Genomic DNA, 17,038 nt, shown 5'->3' on the forward strand with positions numbered 1-17,038 from the left:
TACCCTCGCACCCTCTTCTCTTGAGACGGTTGAGTGGGCCAAAACGGGACAATGAATAGCCATGAGGGCGAGGCAGATATCTGCTTAAATATGTGCAAGTTGCTTGAGGCAAGAGCGCATGTTCTGATTTCAATGAGACAACTATACAAAGCCGCAGCCAATTAATAAGCAGATGAGCTACTACATATGTAAACTTTTCCAATTAATATCACGTGTTAAGGTAGAAAGTAGGCCATGTATTGTAGGTACATCAATTCGTGGGAAAGGAAGAGTTGGCTTATGCTGTCGCCGACGAGAACACTGGCCAGCCGCCGCTGGTGGCAACTACTCATACGTGGAATCATTGCTATAATCTTTGGCATCCTTGCTTTCATCTGGCCCGGGTTGACCTTAACCGTACTGGTGCTGCTCTTTGGGGCTTTTTCTCTGCTTGATGGCATCTTTACGGTTGCTGCAGCTATTGAAGAGCGGCAGATGTACCCACGCTGGTGGGTCACGTTGCTAGAGGGCCTGGTGGGCATTGTGGTTGGTATCTTAGTTTTTGCTTGGCCGGCGTATTCGGCTTTGGTTCTGCTTACGCTTATGGCCATCTGGGGAATTGTGACCGGAGTGCTAGAAATTGTGGCAGCTATCTGGCTGCGCAAGGTGATAAGTGGTGAATGGTTGCTAGCATTGGGCGGTATCCTCTCCATCATCTTCGGCTTGATTCTATTTATCGAGCCCAAAGCGTTTATACTGGCCGTGATCTGGATAATAGGTGCCTATGCCATTCTCTTTGGTATAGTGATGCTTGTCTATGCCTTTGCGCTCAGGTCTTTGATGAGCGCTCGAAGCTATACATGAGCGTTATAGCGTGCTTGAGGCTGACAGCTCTCTATTGTGCTTACTCTCTGCCTGCCATTTTTCTGCCTGAAAGTGATAAGATACTGTTGTATAGCAGCAGCTCATCAAGAATGGAAAGGCAGGCAAGAGTAAGAATCTGATGGCTAATGAAGACGGGTTCCTCGATTGGTCTGCTGATAGAATACTGCCGGCTTTTCAGGAACCCAGGCATTTGGTTGCCTATGATATACGTGGTGCGCCTTATGATATACAGCTTGCGGTAACCACGCTAACCGGATTGCTCAATCGGCAGCGTCCTTCAGTCTATTTGATCTCCAATGAGGATGATATATTCTGGCTGCGGCAAGCGTTTGGGGACGTGCCGCACGACATTTCTTCTGCTCGCAATGAAGAGATACTCGCTGCTCTCCTTGGCTCTTCAGCCGAGAGTGTGCGTGGTTTGATCATTTATGATCCTGCATTGCGTGATACTGTCAACGTAGCTACTATGCTGGCCGGGCTGCAGGATGGCCTGGTTGCCTCTCCTCACCTGGCACGGGCTTTGCAGATTGAGCATGCTTTGCCTGTGCTGACAGATCTGCGAGATCACCATTGGCGTAGTCGGGGGCAGGCCTATTGTTGGGCTCTGGAAAATTTGTTGCCAAGAACTTCCTCCCGCCTGCTTGCTGGCCTTGATCCAGCGAATGTAAGCGGGCTACGTGCGTTTCTAGTGGCCACGCGCACATTTATTTACTGGCTCGATTCACGCCAGCGCTGGCCTGATCCCCGCGCCGGCTGGATCTCTGAGCGAGCTTTGCTGCAGCGTATTATTGCCGCGTTCAAGCCCGGCGCTGCCCATCTAGGCTGGTTTAGAGATGAGAGTAGCGGCGTGAAATTGACCTCACGCGCGGCAATGCTTGTTCTTGCAAGCGACCACTTTACCAATCTGGAGACCTGGACTGCCATGCGACCGCAAGCGCGCTATCAGCATCAAATAAGCCAGCGAGAAGTGCAGCCCAGCGCTGATAAAGTCTATGTTGCCTTCACGATCAGCGATGGCGATAATCTCCAGTATTGTCAGCATCGGCTACGGCGGCTCTGGCAGGACCAGGCGCGTGGCAAGTTGCCCATTGGCTGGACGCTCTCGCCGCTTATTGGGCAGGCAACGCCTATGCTTGCTGCGTACTATCTTGAGTCCGCAACTTCTCAAGATGAGTTGATTGCCGGGCCAAGTGGGGCCGGATATATGTTCCCTTCCTATTGGCCGGCCGAACACTTAAAGCTCTTTTTGCAGCACACTGGAAGCGCTATGCAAGCCATGGGGATGACCTCTTTGGAGGTGCTGGATACAGATTTCTGGCAGAGTGCGGGTTTGCCTCTCCTTTCACGGTTGAGCTTGAATGGTATGCGCTTTAGAGATATTGGGCGGCATCAGCGCTTTGTTACAGAGTTGGAACCCTTTGGACTGCGTGGTATCTTCAGCGGAGCCGGGCGACGTAATATACAGTGGAAACGTGTGAAGGATATTCCACTTTATCATAATCTTGGTCTGGCGGGCAGCATCAATGGTACTCTGAAGTTGATTCAACGGGCCGCAAAGAGATATCCACAGCGTCCCCTTTTCTTGCATGTGTATATGCTGGCCTGGTCGATTACTCCCTCCGATCTTTTGCAGATAGTAGAGCGGCTTGGAGATGGCTATGAAGTTGTTTTGCCGGCAGAGCTATTGGCTCTGTTGATTGCGCAACAATGAGCTTCTTAGTAGGCCAGGATAGGTTTACTGGCTGCAGATAGAGGCGCCATGAGATCCCGATCTCTCTGTCGCTAATGGAAATGCTGTAATATTTAAGTAGATGGATGCGATGAGCGTAGTATAAAAACTTGTCTATTTCAGGAAGGATGAAGAGCAAGCTATGCAAGCAGATCGTCAGAGAGGCGCAGCACATGAGCTCCATGACTCTGTATCGTACTGGCAGAAAACTAGCGAGGCTCAAAAAGAGCAATTCACAGATCCGCCATCCCGAACCGACGTTGCGGTAATCGGGGGCGGAATCGTAGGTGCCGCAACCTGTTACTGGTTGGCCAGGGCCGGCATAGAGGTAACCCTGTTAGAGCGCTCATGGGCAGCCTATGGCGCAACAGGGCGCAATGGTGGCTTTGTGACTTTCGGCTCTGCCGAGGCGCATCCAGCATTGATCAAGCGTCTGGGCCAGGAGGTGGCACGCTCCATCTTAGCGCTGACTCTGGAGAATAAGAGACTGCTGAAGCAAGTACTCGCCGAAGAAGAGATTGCCTGCGAATATCGCGAACCGGGTAATCTTGTGCTGGCCTTAAGTGAGCGCCAGCTTGGCGAGATGGAACAAACCGCGACGGCTCTACGGGCTGATGGATGTGAGGTCCAGGTAATCAAACGTGAACGTGTGCAGGATCTGATACTAACTCCTCTGAGTGAGCAGATAGTTGGTGGCATATTTTTCCCTGACGCTGGACTTGTTCACTCCGCTCGTTTGGTGCAGGGGATAGTGAGCGCGGCCAGGCGCTATGGAGCTCGCACAAGCGTTGCTACAGTGCAGCGCCTGCTTCCCGAAGGTTCCGGTCTGGCAATTCATACCTCCCTGGGTACTGTGAGCGCTGGAGCCGTAGTTGTGGCCGCCAATGCCTGGACTGACCAGATCGTGCCCGACTTAGCTGGCCTGATTACACCAGTACGTGGGCAGGCGCTGGCTTATGCTCCCGTTGCGCCCTTATTTGTGCCTGGGGTAGGAGCCTCAGTAACCCCTACCGGCGAGTACTGGCAGCAGACCATGGATGGTTCAATCGTGCTGGGCGGGTGTCGCGCTTTCGCTCAGGGTGGTGATGTAGGAGTGCGCGAACAGCAGCCAACCGATGAAGTGCAGACTGCCTTAGAAAAGGTCCTGCCCCAGCTTTTCCCTGCTCTGACTGGCTTACAGGTTGCCCAGCGCTGGGCTGGCTTGATGGCCTTTACGTCAGATTATTTGCCTGTTGCTGATCGAGTTCCGGCGAGCGAAAGAGCCTGGTTTGCCGGCGGCTTCAATGGCCATGGCATGCCCTTTGGCATACGTTTTGGCCAGTTGCTTGCCGAGGCGGCAACTAGTGGAAAGCTACCCTCTGCCCTGGCCCCTTTTAGCCTCAAGCGTCCTTCGCTTGTACCCATGCCTACATAGCTAACAATACTACAGCTATTGGGGCCTTATATCCTCTGGAGAGCAGGAGCTAAGAGCATCGTGAAAAGGAAGCTTCTGCTCTCTTTTCATTTGCACTGCTCCTAAAGGCTAATATTTAACCTGATCGCCGTTTTTTGCGTATTATAAGAAAATATGTGAGGAAAAAGGGCAGAATGCATCGCTTGCTGAGTAAGTTGAGCGAGTTTCTGTTCAGGTGAAGGAGTTATGCATCAATACAAGCGAGAAGCTTCATCAGCGTTTCAGATTACACGCCTGCTTGTTTTTGTCAGGCCATACTGGATGCAGCTGCTCAGTGCTCTGCTGGCAACTGCCCTCGTCAGCGCTGTTCTGCTCCAGTATCCGGCCCTGGTAGGGAGCCTGATTGATACTATAATCGTCGGACGACAATTTGCATCTTTGGTGCCTACCGCGATCTTCCTATCAGGCCTGATAGTCGCCCAAGCGCTCCTGAGTTTCTGGCAGCAGTACTGCAATACCATCATTGGCGAGCGCATAGTCGTCGATCTGCGTATTCAGTTGTATAGGCACCTGCAACGCCTCTCTCTAAGCTTTTTTCAGGATCACCCCACTGGGGACTTGCTTAGCCGCTTGACAAATGACGTTATGCTTGTGCGTGAAGCAGCCACCACCACACTAATGAATTTTGTTTCGAGCCTCTTCCTCCTGCTCATTGGGATCACCGTTATTCTAGCCGGGCCGGAAAGTTTGCTTGGCCGGCTCAGCCAACTCCATCTCACCCTGCCGAAAGCGCATGTATTCTCCCTCTGGAATCCCACAACTATGTGGGTCCTTCTGCTCCTGCTTCTCCTCACGCTCCCTTTCCTCATCTCCGGCCTGATTCTGCGACCTCTGATGAAACAGCAGCAAGAAGCTCTTGGCGAAACGATCAACGTTCTGGAAGAGACGATCAGCAATCAAAAGATTGTCAAAGCCTTCTCGCGAGAGGCCGATGAGTGCCGTCATTATGAGGGATTGGCAGGGCTCCAAGTCAATATTGCCAGAAGGCGTGCCTGGGTGATTGGCCTGGCCAATACCTTATCTATCCTGCTGGGTTTCGGGGGAATCGGCTGCTTTCTGTGGTTTGTCGGCAATGCGGTCATCGCTGGCAACCTGACCATCGGTGATCTAGTGATGACCTTGATCCTGCTCTTTCTGCTCTCCCAACCGTTTGCCTCGGCCAGCAATCTGTACAGTCGGCTACAGATGGCTCTGGGAGCCGCCGAGCGTATTTTTGCGCTTCTGGATCAGGAGCCGGATATCAAAGATATTCCCAATGCTCCCTCTCTACCACGTATAGAAGGACAGATCTGTTTTTCCCATGTGCATTTCAGCTATGATGGGCAAAAGCCAGTACTCTGTGACGTCTCTTTGGAGGTAGAGCCAGGGCAGATGGTAGCTCTGGTTGGACCAAGCGGTGCAGGAAAAACAACCATCGCAAACCTGCTACTGCGCTTTTTTGATATTCAAGAAGGCAAGATTTCTATAGATGGTCACGATATCAGCCGGGTCCAGATGGAGAGTGTGCGCAGGCAGATCGGGATCGTCCTGCAAGAGCCAGTCCTCTTTAGTACGACAGTGCGTGAAAATATTGCCTATGGGGAGCCGGAGGCTAGCTTGGAGGAGGTCCAGGCCATGGCGCTAGCCGCAAATGCGCACCACTTTATTGAGCAGTTGCCGCAGGGCTACGACACCCCGGTCGGCGAGCGCGGCGTGAAGCTCTCAGTTGGTCAAAGGCAGCGCATCGCTATCGCCAGGGCGCTCTTGCGCAATCCTCGGCTCCTTATTCTTGATGAGGCAACAAGTTCATTGGATAGCGAGAACGAACGCTTGGTGCAAGAAGCCTTCGCGCGCCTTATGAAGGGGCGTACAACGCTTGTCATTGCCCATCGCTTGAGCACGATCGAGCATGCAGATAAGATCATCGTGTTGGAGCGAGGAAGAGTTATTGAGCAAGGAACGCATGAAAGCTTGCTTGCGCGTCAGGGAAGATATTCGCAGCTCTACACCACCCTGTTCCGAGAACAAGAAGCTTGATGAGGAGATCTAGAAGCGTCTCCTCATATGGCTCTTCTTAGCGGGCCAGGAGACGGATCCATTCTACCAGATGGGTAAGCGTGGCACTCTTGGGGACTTCCTTGATCCGATGGAAGGCGGTCAGACCAGTGGGGGGATCAGCCTCCAACACGCGGAGTAGAGACGCAGCCTGCGAATCGGTCAACCGGCTGGCAATGCTGCGGTAGATTTCCCGATGAACCAGCGTGCGAATCCGTCGCGCCAGGCGTTCTAAGGTGCTAAAGGCAGGCAGCTCGCACTGTTCTTTCACCAAAACCTCTACCGCAGCGCTAATGAGATCCGCCGGGCTTTGCATACTTTGAGCGGCTTGGCGCATGGCAGAAGCGGCAACGTGCCGGATCTGTTTTCCATCACTGATAATTTCCGGGTGCTTACGAATTTGGGCGCGGTAGCAATAGAGGGCATGATTGGAGGCAATATCGGAGTACATCAGCATCAAGTTTGAGAACGGCACGAATATGACTGATAATGGCCCCAGGGATGGTTTCTGGCTTGGGAAAATACCCCAGTCGCTGGTAGACGGCTGCCGCAGGATCATCAACCCGAATTTTTGGGCCGGTCCACGGACGGTGGTGGCGACAAACGCGATATCGGTTGGCGTCGAAGTATAGAGCATCTGTAGCTCCTTGATCGAAGGCGCACGGGTGAACCGGGAGTAAGCAGTTCGCTCAATTGAGGTCATAGCAACTTGGAAAGAGCAGTAACAAGTAGCAAGATTGTCTCTCTGGTCGGCTCCCTCTCATATCTGGAAGGAAGGAAAAGATAATGTTTTCTCGCAAACCATTGCTGGCCCTGCTTCTCTGTAGTGTCCTCGCCGCTAGTTGCGCAACGACGCCAGCCACTGAGAGCAGGAATATGACCCTGAAGGTGGCTTTCGTCTCGAATTCCATTAGTTTTTTCCCTTTTTATGTTGCTCAGCAAAAAGCCTATTTCACGTCTCAGGGACTGACGCTCGACCCTGCTATTCCGCCAGTGTTGGGCACAGGTCCAAAGGTCGCTGATGCAATAGAAACCGGAAGCATTGAGGTTGCTGGTGAATCCACAACCGACGCTTTCACGATTTCACGAGTTGATGCTGGCATCCGAATGGTTGGGACATTTGCCAATGACTATTTGCTCGATATCGTCGTGAGCAAACGGTTTGAAGAGCAAACGCATCTGAGCGCGGCGAGTCCGCTTGCTGAGAAGGTGAAGGCGTTAGTTGGGCGAAAAATCGGTATTGCATCACCCAACAGCGCAGGGGATGCACTGGTGACCTATCTGTTGAAACAGCAAGGCTTCAGCGATCAGAGAGATGTGACGAAAGTGTTTCTTGGATCTACAAGCGCTTTAACAGGGCTGGGAGCGCTCGCGCAAGGGCGTGTGGATGCAATCTCCTTTGCCGTGCCAGCAGGACAAGTTGTCCAGGCCAAAGGGATTGGTGACATCTTTATTAGCCCGGTTCGCGGAGATGTCCCCCCAATGCAAGGACAGCTCTATGGCGTTGTCTTTGCCAAGCAGCAAGTAATCACTTCCAAACCGAAAGCCATACAAGCCTTCATCCGAGCCCTCGCGCAGGCAGAAACCTGGATTCACAAAAATCCGAATCAAGCCAGAGCTCTTCTGGCAACGTATCTTAAGCTCGATCCGAACACGACCAACACAATTTGGAGCGCGACCTTGCCTTCTATGCCGATGACACCACAGATCAGTCAACAAGCATTTGAGACCGCAGATCAATTCCATGTTGACGCAGGACTGATCGCCTTGAAACTGAGCTATAACGATCTGGTAGATGCGGACACGATGAACAACGCACTGAAAGGATTAAAGTAAACAACTGTAGTCGTGTTCTGAGCCTCAGAGCAGGACCTCTCCCAAGAGCAAAAGAAAGGAAACAAAGAGCATGTCATCGATTTCATTTGATCCTCTAGCACCGGTGTATGATGCTATACGAGGGTATCCGCCAACGGTTGCGAGCGCAATAACTGCGGCCATTGACCAGGCGGTGGGCGGAAATACACAGACACGCTTTCTCGAAGTGGGTGTAGGTACTGGGCGCTTTGCGTTTCCACTGGCAGAAGCGGAGCATCAGTGTACCGGAATAGATATTTCAGAAAAGATGATGAGCCAACTGAAAGAGAAGCTGTGTGGTGCAGGTTGGCAAGAAGAAGGGCAGAGGTGGGGGAAGGAGCCTGATGAAGATGCGACACAGAATCCGCCAGTGCAGCGCTTTACCCATATGGAAAAGCAAGGCAGCATGAGGCTCGTTCGGACGGATATGACGGCTCTCCCCTTCCATGACGATTCATTTGATGTCGTCATTGCATCCCACGTCTTCCATGTGGTGAGAGATTGGCACCAGGCACTCAAGGAAATCATGCGCGTCTCGCGTCCAGGAGGCGTCTTCATTCGCTGCTGGAACGCGAATTGGCAAGAAGCCTGGAAACCCGGCTCAGGAGACATCAGGAGAGAGTGGAGTAGGATAGTGGAGGAATTGGGAGGCAGTACCGCATTCGTAGGAACAGCGGAACAGTCGGTGACGACATGGTTGCAAGGACAAGGTTTTGAGACAGAACAGCGGGAGATTCTCACATGGCAGCGGCAAGTCACCCCACGTGCCCTTTTTGAGAGTGTGGTTCAGTATCAGGGAGCAGGGACATGGCCTCTATCCGATGACCTCTTTGAGGCATCGCTCACACGCCTATCACAGTGGGTAGAGGAACATTACAGAGAACACGTTGATGAAGCGTTTCTCCAAGAAGAGCATTTAGTCCTTGGCAGAACGCTGCTAGGTGAGTAGGACCAACGTTGGTCCTACGTCAGGTCACTCTCATTTCTTGGGTAGGGCAAAGAGCGTATAATGGCCTCTGGGTTTTAAGCGACCGAGAAACAACGCTAAGAATAATCTGGCTCTCTGAAACATTTTGTTTCGAGTTTTCTTATTTTAGGCTTTTAGCCGCCATCTGAGAAACCGAAATGATGATTCTGTTCAGTCATTTTTCCTGCGAGTTGACCAGCCTTCAGCCTTATCGTTGTTTTCGTTCGGATAATGATACTGTTGCTAAATTCGTTTGCTAAGCTGAAAGAGACAGAACTCATATGCTCAGGTTGAGCACCGAGAAACAATTTAGCAACAGTATCCATTCATACTCAGAGGCCAATATATACAAGGGCGTGTATCACTCGGAACAACGCTTTTTCACCAAAAATTGTTAATTGTTGGAAATTAAAGTTTCTTACCAAAACACCATGAATGATTGTCATAACCATTACGCTTATAAAAAGCATGTGCATTTGTACGTTGTACCCCACAACATAAGTAAATACTTACTATGCCTTTATCCTGTGCGTATTTCTCGATAAACTGAATCAACTTTGTTCCAATGCCTTTATTGTTTATATCGCTTTTCACTGCAATACCAGTAATTTGCATCTGTTTTTCCTCAAAGCCTACTGCATAAGCTTGTACGGAAGCAACAAATCCAACAACATCATTATCAACGACAGCTACAAATGTTTTGTAATTATCATCGTTTTTAACTCTGTCATAATGCGGAGCTATGTTTTGAGCAGTCACCCGTTTATTGCCAATCTCATCATTCCACAAAGACAAAACAACAGGGTAGTCTTTTTTTTCAATTTCACGGATGAATACTTCCATAGCAATCTCAATTCCTTAAAATATTTATACTGGCTTAAACTTTCCAAATGGTGCTGTAAGTTTACATGAATAATACCTCTTTCATCAACTCTCCATTAGAGAGTGTTGAGGGCCAAGCCTCAGAGAAAGCGAGGGATTAACCGAGCAAGCATAAGGCGGGAGAGAGCAATTTGGATCAGAGAGGCAGTTTTCAGTTATTGCGCCAACAAGTGTTGCACTCTGTTTCTTCGGAGGCTGCTAGCCGAGCACGCCAGGTGCGGGAGAACCAATATTTCATACCATTCCTTTGGCAGATTGCTTTACTGCACAAAATCGGTAACTATTCAGGTGGGTCAGGAGAAAGCAGGAAGAACAGGGGTCCCTGAAAATAGGTGATCGAAGGCAGAGAACAGTGCAATGCCTTGCTTTCGCAACGTGGAGAGGTAACTGCGAATGCGACAGAACATAGCAATTCCCAGCTCGGTGCGGAAGCAGCCAGAGACTTTTTGCTGCACCTTGATCATGCGCAGGTCGCGCTCGGCCTGGTTGTTGTCAAACGGCACAGCAAAATCATGGAGGAACCGAAGCACCTCCCACTTTCTCTGAGAGAAACGATCCAGCAGGTTACGGGCCGGGCTTTGTTTGGCTCGTCCTGGGAGTCGTTTTCCCTGTGCTGACTTCTTGGGTGGACCCGGCGGTGGATGAGCGAGATAGCCTTCTGCCAGGATCTCATCATAGCGACAAAGCAAGCGTGCGAGCACGAGCAAATCCAATTGTGGCTGACCATGTGTTTTCGCTCGCTCCACCTCAGCCTTCATGTCGAGCAACAGCTCTTTCATCGCTCTCGCCCAGACTTGTCCTAGTTCTTCCTCGATAAAGGTCAGCTCTCGCAGATGATGGACATTGCATAAGGCTTGGGTAAAGCAGTAGCTCTGATAGCTCTGCAACCCATCATGAACACTGGTGCCACGAAACTGTGGAGCGATGCCAATGGCATCAAGGGCCACCCGTCCCCGACTCGGATGAGCCGCATAATAGGTCAGCCGAGCCGTCGAGCAGACATGCACCCACCAGCCCTCTGTGCCGACCCGCATCCCGGTTTCATCCTGATTGAGTACCTTGGCCTTGACCACAGCCGCTCTCAGACGAGTTTCGACCTCCTCCAACTGATGGTAACAGGTTTTGACAAAGCTAGCGATGCTGCCCGCCGAGAGTTGGACTCCCAGCAATTCCTGCAAGAGTTGACTAGCGCGAGCATAAGGCAGAGCCTGACCTTGCACCAAATAGGTGGCGAGCGTTTGGATGCCTCTTCCATACTGTGTTGGAGCCTTCACGCTCGCTGGAAAAGACGCTCGTGTCAGGTGATAACATACGGGGCATTGCTTTTCTTCCACGCGATGCTCCTTGATCCAGAGCCGTTGGCTGGGCAAGTCAATCACCTGGCGTCGTTCTGGTAGAGCTGCTGGAAGGCCACTGAGATCACGGTGACAGTGGGAACAGGCAAGAACTGGATGCACGAGGATCTCATCAGGCGTCTGGACCTGGCGCAGATGATGTCCTCGATGGCCTTTTTGTCCTCCAGGTTTCTTGCCACTCGGCTGCCGCAAGCTCTTAGGAACACGAACAAAGCGATCTGAAGAAGGTGGGAGGCTGCTGTTATGACTATCTTTGGCCACCTGCCCTTCCAAGGCTTTGATGTGCTCTTGCTGGGAGGCAATCACTCCTTCCAGTTCCTTGATCTGCTTGTGCAGCGAACCAATGGCCTGGATGGACTCCCGCACACACTCATGTAAGGTGCGATTGGTATGTCGTAGCGCGTCATTCTCTTGTCGCAGCTGCTCCAACTCGTCATCCTTGTTCATAAGCCTACTCTAGCAGATTGACAGCTCTCTCCGCAACTACCTAGCCCATCTGAATAGTTACCAAAATCGCTTGAATCTTAGTCTACCCTCTGGAGGACAGGAGCTAGGAGCATCGTGAAAAGGAAACTTCTGCCCTTCCTGGGATAGCGAGAACGAACGCCTGGTGCAAGAAGCCTTCGCGCGCCTTATGAAGGGGCGTACAACGCTTGTCATTGCCCGTCGCTTGAGCACGATCGAGCATGCAGATAAGATCATCGTGTTGGAGCGAGGAAGAGTCGTTGAGCAAGGAACGCATGAAAGCTTGCTTGCGCGTCAGGGAAGATATTCGCAGCTCTACACCACCCTGTTCCGAGAACAAGAAGCTTGATGAGGAGATCTAGAAGCGTCTCCTCATATGGCTCTTCTTAGCGGGCCAGGAGGCGCGTCCATTCTACCAGGGCCTCAAGAAGCGCTCTGATCTGCTCGCGCGTCTTCACATCACGCAGATCGCCATCAGCAGCAAATTTCTGGTCGGCGTACGTGATAAAGACATCGGGCTTATTAAGCGAGAACGCATTGATATAGCCCAGGGATTGGCGCAGGCTCATCTGGGCACGCACAGTTCCATAAGGACCATACGACGCGCCCATAATCGCCACTGGTTTGCCTGTTAGCACTGATTTGCCAGTGGGGCGAGAGGCCCAATCCAGCGCGTTTTTCAGCACACCAGGAACCGAATAATTGTACTCGGGCGTGGCAATTAAAACCGCGTCAGCCTCTCGGAGCTTCTCTTTAAATGCCTGTACAACCGCAGGATCGCCGGCTTCCTCAAGGTCCTGGTTATACATTGGCAAGTCAGCGATAGAGATAATTTCCAACTCAGCACCTGCAGGCAACTCGTGTGCTGCCGCCTGCAAGGCCCATTTATTATAAGATTTCTGGCGCAGACTGCCTACAATGCCAGCAATATGGATAGTTTTCATGATTTCTAACCCCCATTGCAATAATATATAAGTGAGCGTCTATGCTTAAATGACCTGGTATAACAATTAACGCTCGATGAGGGCTACCGCGTAGCAGGCAATACCTTCGCGGCGCCCGGCAAAGCCAAGGCCATCGGTAGTTTTACCTTTTACGCTGACTTGCTCTAGAGGAAGGTGCAGATGCTCAGCTAGATGCGTGCGCATAGCCAGAGCATAAGGGGCTAATTTAGGCCTTTCAGCAACAACCGTCACATCAATATTGCCAATGGCCCATTGGTGTTGCAGTAAGAGATCATACGTATAGTCAAGAAAGACAGTGCTTGGCTGATCCTTCCAGCGCTCATCCTGGGAAGGAAAATGCGTCCCGATATCCCCCAGCGCGGCAGCGCCCAGCAACGCATCAACCACAGCATGGATGACAGTATCGGCATCGGAATGGCCGGCCAGGCCATACTCAAACGGAATAGTGACGCCCCCCAGCACTAGAGGGCGATTGGTAGTAAAAGCGTGAACGTCGTATCCAGAACCAACGCGTATTGTCATGGTGCGGCAAATCCTTGTAGCAATGCTTCAGCAAGTAATAGATCTTCTTGCGTAGTAATTTTAATGTTGGTATAAGAACCTAGAAAAATATTCACCTGGTGGCCCAGGCGAGTAAGCAGGGTAGCATCATCGGTTATATCTTCCTGATCATGGCCGGACTGGCGCATGAGCTGATGAGCTTGATAAATAAGGGGAAAAGAGAATACCTGGGGCGTTTGAACCATCCAGAGGCGCGTGCGTTCGAGCGTAGAGGCGATAATCCCCTGTTGCACCTCTTTGATCGTATCCTTAACGGGAACTGCAGCAGTAACGGCTTGATGTTCCATGGCCGCTTTCAGGCCATCCTCAAGATTCGTCGGCGTCACAAATGGGCGTGCGCCATCATGAATCGTCACCCAGCGGCACGTAGGTGAGATCTCGGCTAGAGCATCGAGCCCATGACGAACCGAGTCCTGTCTGTGTATCCCCCCAGGCACCACAGCAGCGACTTTGTACCAGCGCTCATTGCGACAAAGGGCCATAGCCTCGCTGAGGCGTTCAGCGCTGATAACCAGAATAATAGTATTTATTAAAGATGAGGCTTGAAACACACTGACGGTGCGTGAAAGAACCATGCGCCCGGACAATGGAGTCCAGAGCTTATCACGGCCTTTCATACGACGGCTGACACCGGCAGCGACTATAACGGCAGCTGACTTATCTTGCATGCGGCTTGTCGGGAATGTCGAGTTCATTCCTTCCTTTTAGTCATAAAATAACGGGCACCCGTAGAGGTGCCCCACGGTTAATACCTGTTATCTTTGCTTGGTAGACGATTGGGGTGAGGGAGTTGTGTTACTTCCCTGCTTCGGATGGGCGAAGATCATGCGTCCGGCCACAGTCTGCAACACGCGTGTCACAGTCACCTCAACCATCGTATTCATATATTGCCTTCCATTCTCTACAACGATCATCGTGCCATCGTCAAGGTAACCTACACCCTGCCCGAGTTCTTTTCCATCCTGCATAATTTTAATGTGAATATCCTCTCCAGGCAAGAGTACCGGTTTAATCGCGTTGGCAAGCTCGTTGATGTTTAGTACTTTTACGCCTTGTAACTCAGCCACCCGATTGAGGTTGAAGTCATTGGTAATAATGGGACAGTGCTGATTTTTTGCCATCTTCACAAGCTTGCCGTCCACATCGTTAATACCTTCGATCTCAGTATCCACGATCTCAATAGGAACTGTGGCATCCTTCTGCAGGCGATTGAGGATCTCCAGACCGCGCCGCCCGCGATTGCGCCGCATAGTATCGGCGGAATCGGCGATGCGCTGAAGCTCATTTAAAACGAAGCGTGGTACAACCAGAACACCGGTAATAAAGCCAGTCTGGCTGATATCGGCGATGCGGCCATCGATAATCGTACTGGTATCGAGCAGGATCTGCGTAACTGGCTGTGTCTGTGAATTTGGGCGGTCCTTGTCACGGTCCTTGCCACGGTCGCGATCCCGGTCTCGGTCGCGATCATCATCGCGGTCGCGCATTCTACGAATAAGGGAGTACTGAAAGAGATGAGCTATATCGCTTTTGCGTAGGACCGCGATAGTCACTCCTAAGTAGCCAAACAGCACAGCGCCAACGAAGGGGAGAACATGCCCCACTGGCTCAGGCAAACTGGTTAAAGGGATAGCGAGAAGAGCGGAAATGATAAGTCCGATAGTCAAGCCAAGAGCTGCGGCAACCAGATCACTGGCGGCCGCGCCGTGGATTTTATCGCGTAGCCACACATAGGGAATCACAGTAATGTAGGGGGTGATGATAAAGGCGATAATCCCCACCAGAACAGCGATTCCAACAACCCACGGCCAGCCTTCGAAGCCTTTAGGGAAGGCGTGACCCAGATAAATGGCAATGACTATGCAAATGGCAATGAGGCACCCGACGATGCGGGTCACAGTCTTAACGAACATCCCTGCATCCTCCAAAGCAATGCACTGATAAAGTGCTTAAGTACTCAAGAGGCAATGGAGGCAAAGCCACAGGCGAGATCAGTGATAAAAAACAATAAAATGAATAATTGCAGAATAATTGTTGCCTGCCTGTTTTGCTAAACCTGCTCATATGCCCGTCGAGCCGTTAAAATCTTTAGTCGAATACGAAGTATACATCTTTCCTACAGCGGAATCAATAGCCGCTGTGCATCCCTCCTGTTATTTGCGAACCGGAAGGTCCTGATGAGCTTCTCCTGAGCTTTTGCAGCGTCTATTGGTCGCTTGAAACGGCAATGGAAGAAGAGAATCGGAGCATAGTTCCAGCCCTCATAAAGGACAGCAGCGAGCTCGCGATATATTGCCCTTAAGCACTCCCCTTTCTTCCTAACGGTGCAACTGCCCGATGAACAACCTTCGAAGATATCATAGCTCAAGAGAGCAAATATCCTTGAAGAGTTAGAGTAGCTTCTGTTACTAGTGTAAAGCAATCTCCAAAGCAACTGCAAGTGAACTGGCTGTAAGTACTTTAAAATCGTCAGGAAGACCAGCATCCGCCAATTCTGCACGTATCTGTGCCCCTCTTCCTGCACTGGGCACAATACAGCGTTTAAACCCGAGTTTGGCACATTCTCGTACGCGCAAATTCAGACGACTTACCGCCCTTAATTCGCCAGAGAGGCCCACTTCTCCGATTAACGCCATATCTGGCGCGATATACTTCTCGCGATAGCTAGAGGCAATGGCCGCGGCTACACCCAGATCGACGGCAGGTTCCTCTAAGGTAAATCCTCCCACCACATTTGCGTATACATCATGATTTCCCACAGCCAGCCCAACGCGTTTGGTAAGCACGGCCAGGAGCATGAGCAGGCGATTATGTTCGACTCCGTTTGTAGTGCAGCGCGCGTTGCCAAAGTTACTTGGCGTCACCAGGGCCTGTACTTCTACCAGAAGGGGCCGCGTGCCCTCCATACTGACAACCACGGCAGATCCGCTTGCCCCAGCCGCCCTATCGGAGAGAAAAGCCGCAGACGGGTTGGTAACCTCTTGCAGGCCTTCCCCGTGCATCTCAAAAATCCCCACCTCGTGAGTGGCCCCAAAGCGGTTTTTAACGCTACGCAGGAGACGATAAGAATGATACCGTTCTCCCTCAAGGTAGAGAACAGCGTCGGCAATGTGCTCAAGTGCCTTTGGGCCTGCAACAATACCTTCCTTCGTCACATGTCCAATGATAAAAACTGGAATATGCGTGCTTTTGGCCAGTTGCATGAGCTGGAGCGTGCATTCGCGTATCTGGCTAATGCTGCCTGGAGCAGCGGTAAGATGGCTGGCCAGAACTGTTTGTATTGAGTCAACAATCAGCAAAGCTGGTTTGAGGCGCTGAGCTGCCTCGCTAATCACATCCATCTCGATAGCTGACAACAGGTAAAGTTTTTCGCCCTTGATATCCATGCGTTCCGCGCGCATCTTGACCTGCTCGATGGATTCCTCGCCTGAGACATAAAGGACAGGGCCCGTGTTATCAGCAATAGCGCCGGAAACCTGGAGGAGAAGCGTAGATTTGCCGATGCCTGGCTCTCCACCAATCAACACTAAAGAGCCGGCCACCAGGCCACCTCCCAGGACACGATCCATTTCAGCATAGCCGACAGAAATGCGCTGCTGGATAAGCGGCTTAATGTCGGGAAGTACGATAGGCATGCTCTGAGTAAGAGAGGTATTTCCCAACAAGGTTTGACGGCGCTGCTGAGCTGGACTGGGTGGTATGTCTGTCGTTTCCTCTAGCGTGTTCCACGAGCCACAATCCGGGCACTTGCCCATCCACTTACTCTGTTCGCCACCGCACTGCTGGCAGACATATTTTATACGCAGCTTTGCCATGAAAAATCTACAATCTTCTGAAGAAAACGGTTAGAGGCCTGGTTATGCACCAGGGTACATAAGAAGCCTTGACAAATAGAGGGGCGTGGAGTCA

General features: G+C 51.4%; 14 protein-coding genes and 1 pseudogene. 7 read left to right on the forward strand and 8 right to left on the reverse strand.

The annotated features are described in order from the left end of the window. Window positions 1–279 precede the first annotated feature (279 nt). The 4 genes from EPA93_RS40710 to EPA93_RS40725 all read left to right on the forward strand — a co-directional run bounded on the left by EPA93_RS40710 (window position 280) and on the right by EPA93_RS40725 (window position 6,062). A complete protein-coding gene (locus EPA93_RS40710) occupies window positions 280–843 on the forward strand; it encodes an HdeD family acid-resistance protein (protein WP_129893027.1) in 564 nt (187 codons plus the stop codon). Window positions 844–982: 139 nt separating this feature from the next. Further along, window positions 983–2,575 carry a GxGYxYP domain-containing protein gene (locus EPA93_RS40715; RefSeq protein ID WP_129893028.1) on the forward strand — a complete coding sequence of 531 codons (1,593 nt, stop codon included), beginning with the start codon at window positions 983–985 and terminating at the stop codon, window positions 2,573–2,575. A 160-nt stretch (window positions 2,576–2,735) separates the two neighbouring features. After that, on the forward strand, window positions 2,736–4,007 hold the full coding sequence (locus EPA93_RS40720; RefSeq protein WP_129893029.1) for an NAD(P)/FAD-dependent oxidoreductase: 1,272 nt from the start codon (window positions 2,736–2,738) through the stop codon (window positions 4,005–4,007). A 225-nt stretch (window positions 4,008–4,232) separates the two neighbouring features. After that, window positions 4,233–6,062, forward strand: coding sequence for an ABC transporter ATP-binding protein (locus EPA93_RS40725; protein WP_129893030.1), 1,830 nt, complete (start codon window positions 4,233–4,235; stop codon window positions 6,060–6,062). A gap of 37 nt (window positions 6,063–6,099) precedes the next feature. Here the strand turns inward: EPA93_RS40725 and EPA93_RS40730 are convergent, their stop codons facing one another. Beyond that, entirely contained in the window at window positions 6,100–6,783 is a 684-nt protein-coding gene (locus tag EPA93_RS40730; protein ID WP_129893031.1) for a DUF4158 domain-containing protein, read from the reverse strand. 83 nt (window positions 6,784–6,866) lie between these two features. On the opposite strand from EPA93_RS40730, the gene EPA93_RS40735 reads away from it, so the two are divergent. Next, on the forward strand, window positions 6,867–7,916 hold the full coding sequence (locus EPA93_RS40735; RefSeq protein WP_129893032.1) for an ABC transporter substrate-binding protein: 1,050 nt from the start codon (window positions 6,867–6,869) through the stop codon (window positions 7,914–7,916). A gap of 70 nt (window positions 7,917–7,986) precedes the next feature. Next, a complete protein-coding gene (locus EPA93_RS40740) occupies window positions 7,987–8,883 on the forward strand; it encodes a class I SAM-dependent methyltransferase (protein WP_129893033.1) in 897 nt (298 codons plus the stop codon). A gap of 426 nt (window positions 8,884–9,309) precedes the next feature. Here EPA93_RS40740 and EPA93_RS40745 read toward each other — a convergent pair whose 3' ends face one another. Next, complete coding sequence (locus EPA93_RS40745) at window positions 9,310–9,744, reverse strand: GNAT family N-acetyltransferase (RefSeq protein ID WP_129893034.1); 435 nt, start codon at window positions 9,742–9,744, stop codon at window positions 9,310–9,312. Between the two features lie 332 nt (window positions 9,745–10,076). Then, window positions 10,077–11,585 (reverse strand): IS66 family transposase, encoded by a 1,509-nt coding sequence (gene tnpC, locus EPA93_RS40750; RefSeq protein ID WP_129886188.1) that lies wholly within the window; start codon window positions 11,583–11,585, stop codon window positions 10,077–10,079. Between the two features lie 142 nt (window positions 11,586–11,727). On the opposite strand from tnpC, the pseudogene EPA93_RS40755 reads away from it, so the two are divergent. Continuing rightward, window positions 11,728–11,952: pseudogene (locus EPA93_RS40755) on the forward strand (ABC transporter ATP-binding protein); the annotation flags it as partial. A 37-nt stretch (window positions 11,953–11,989) separates the two neighbouring features. Here the strand turns inward: EPA93_RS40755 and EPA93_RS40760 are convergent. The 5 genes from EPA93_RS40760 to radA form a co-directional block, all read right to left on the reverse strand. Next, a complete protein-coding gene (locus tag EPA93_RS40760) occupies window positions 11,990–12,547 on the reverse strand; it encodes an NADPH-dependent FMN reductase (RefSeq protein ID WP_129893035.1) in 558 nt (185 codons plus the stop codon). Between the two features lie 66 nt (window positions 12,548–12,613). Further along, on the reverse strand, window positions 12,614–13,090 hold the full coding sequence (gene ispF, locus EPA93_RS40765; RefSeq protein ID WP_129893036.1) for a 2-C-methyl-D-erythritol 2,4-cyclodiphosphate synthase: 477 nt from the start codon (window positions 13,088–13,090) through the stop codon (window positions 12,614–12,616). After that, on the reverse strand, window positions 13,087–13,824 hold the full coding sequence (ispD, locus tag EPA93_RS40770; RefSeq protein ID WP_129893037.1) for a 2-C-methyl-D-erythritol 4-phosphate cytidylyltransferase: 738 nt from the start codon (window positions 13,822–13,824) through the stop codon (window positions 13,087–13,089). The genes ispF and ispD overlap by 4 nt, the downstream gene beginning before the upstream one ends. A gap of 60 nt (window positions 13,825–13,884) precedes the next feature. Beyond that, the gene (locus EPA93_RS40775; protein ID WP_129893038.1) at window positions 13,885–15,042 is read right to left on the reverse strand and encodes a PIN/TRAM domain-containing protein; all 1,158 of its coding nucleotides are present in this window, start codon (window positions 15,040–15,042) and stop codon (window positions 13,885–13,887) included. Between the two features lie 495 nt (window positions 15,043–15,537). After that, on the reverse strand, window positions 15,538–16,944 hold the full coding sequence (gene radA, locus EPA93_RS40780) for a DNA repair protein RadA (protein WP_129893039.1): 1,407 nt from the start codon (window positions 16,942–16,944) through the stop codon (window positions 15,538–15,540). Between the last annotated feature and the right edge of the window lie 94 nt (window positions 16,945–17,038).

This window comes from Ktedonosporobacter rubrisoli, from assembly GCF_004208415.1.
Classification (GTDB): Bacteria; Chloroflexota; Ktedonobacteria; order Ktedonobacterales; family Ktedonobacteraceae; genus Ktedonosporobacter; species Ktedonosporobacter rubrisoli.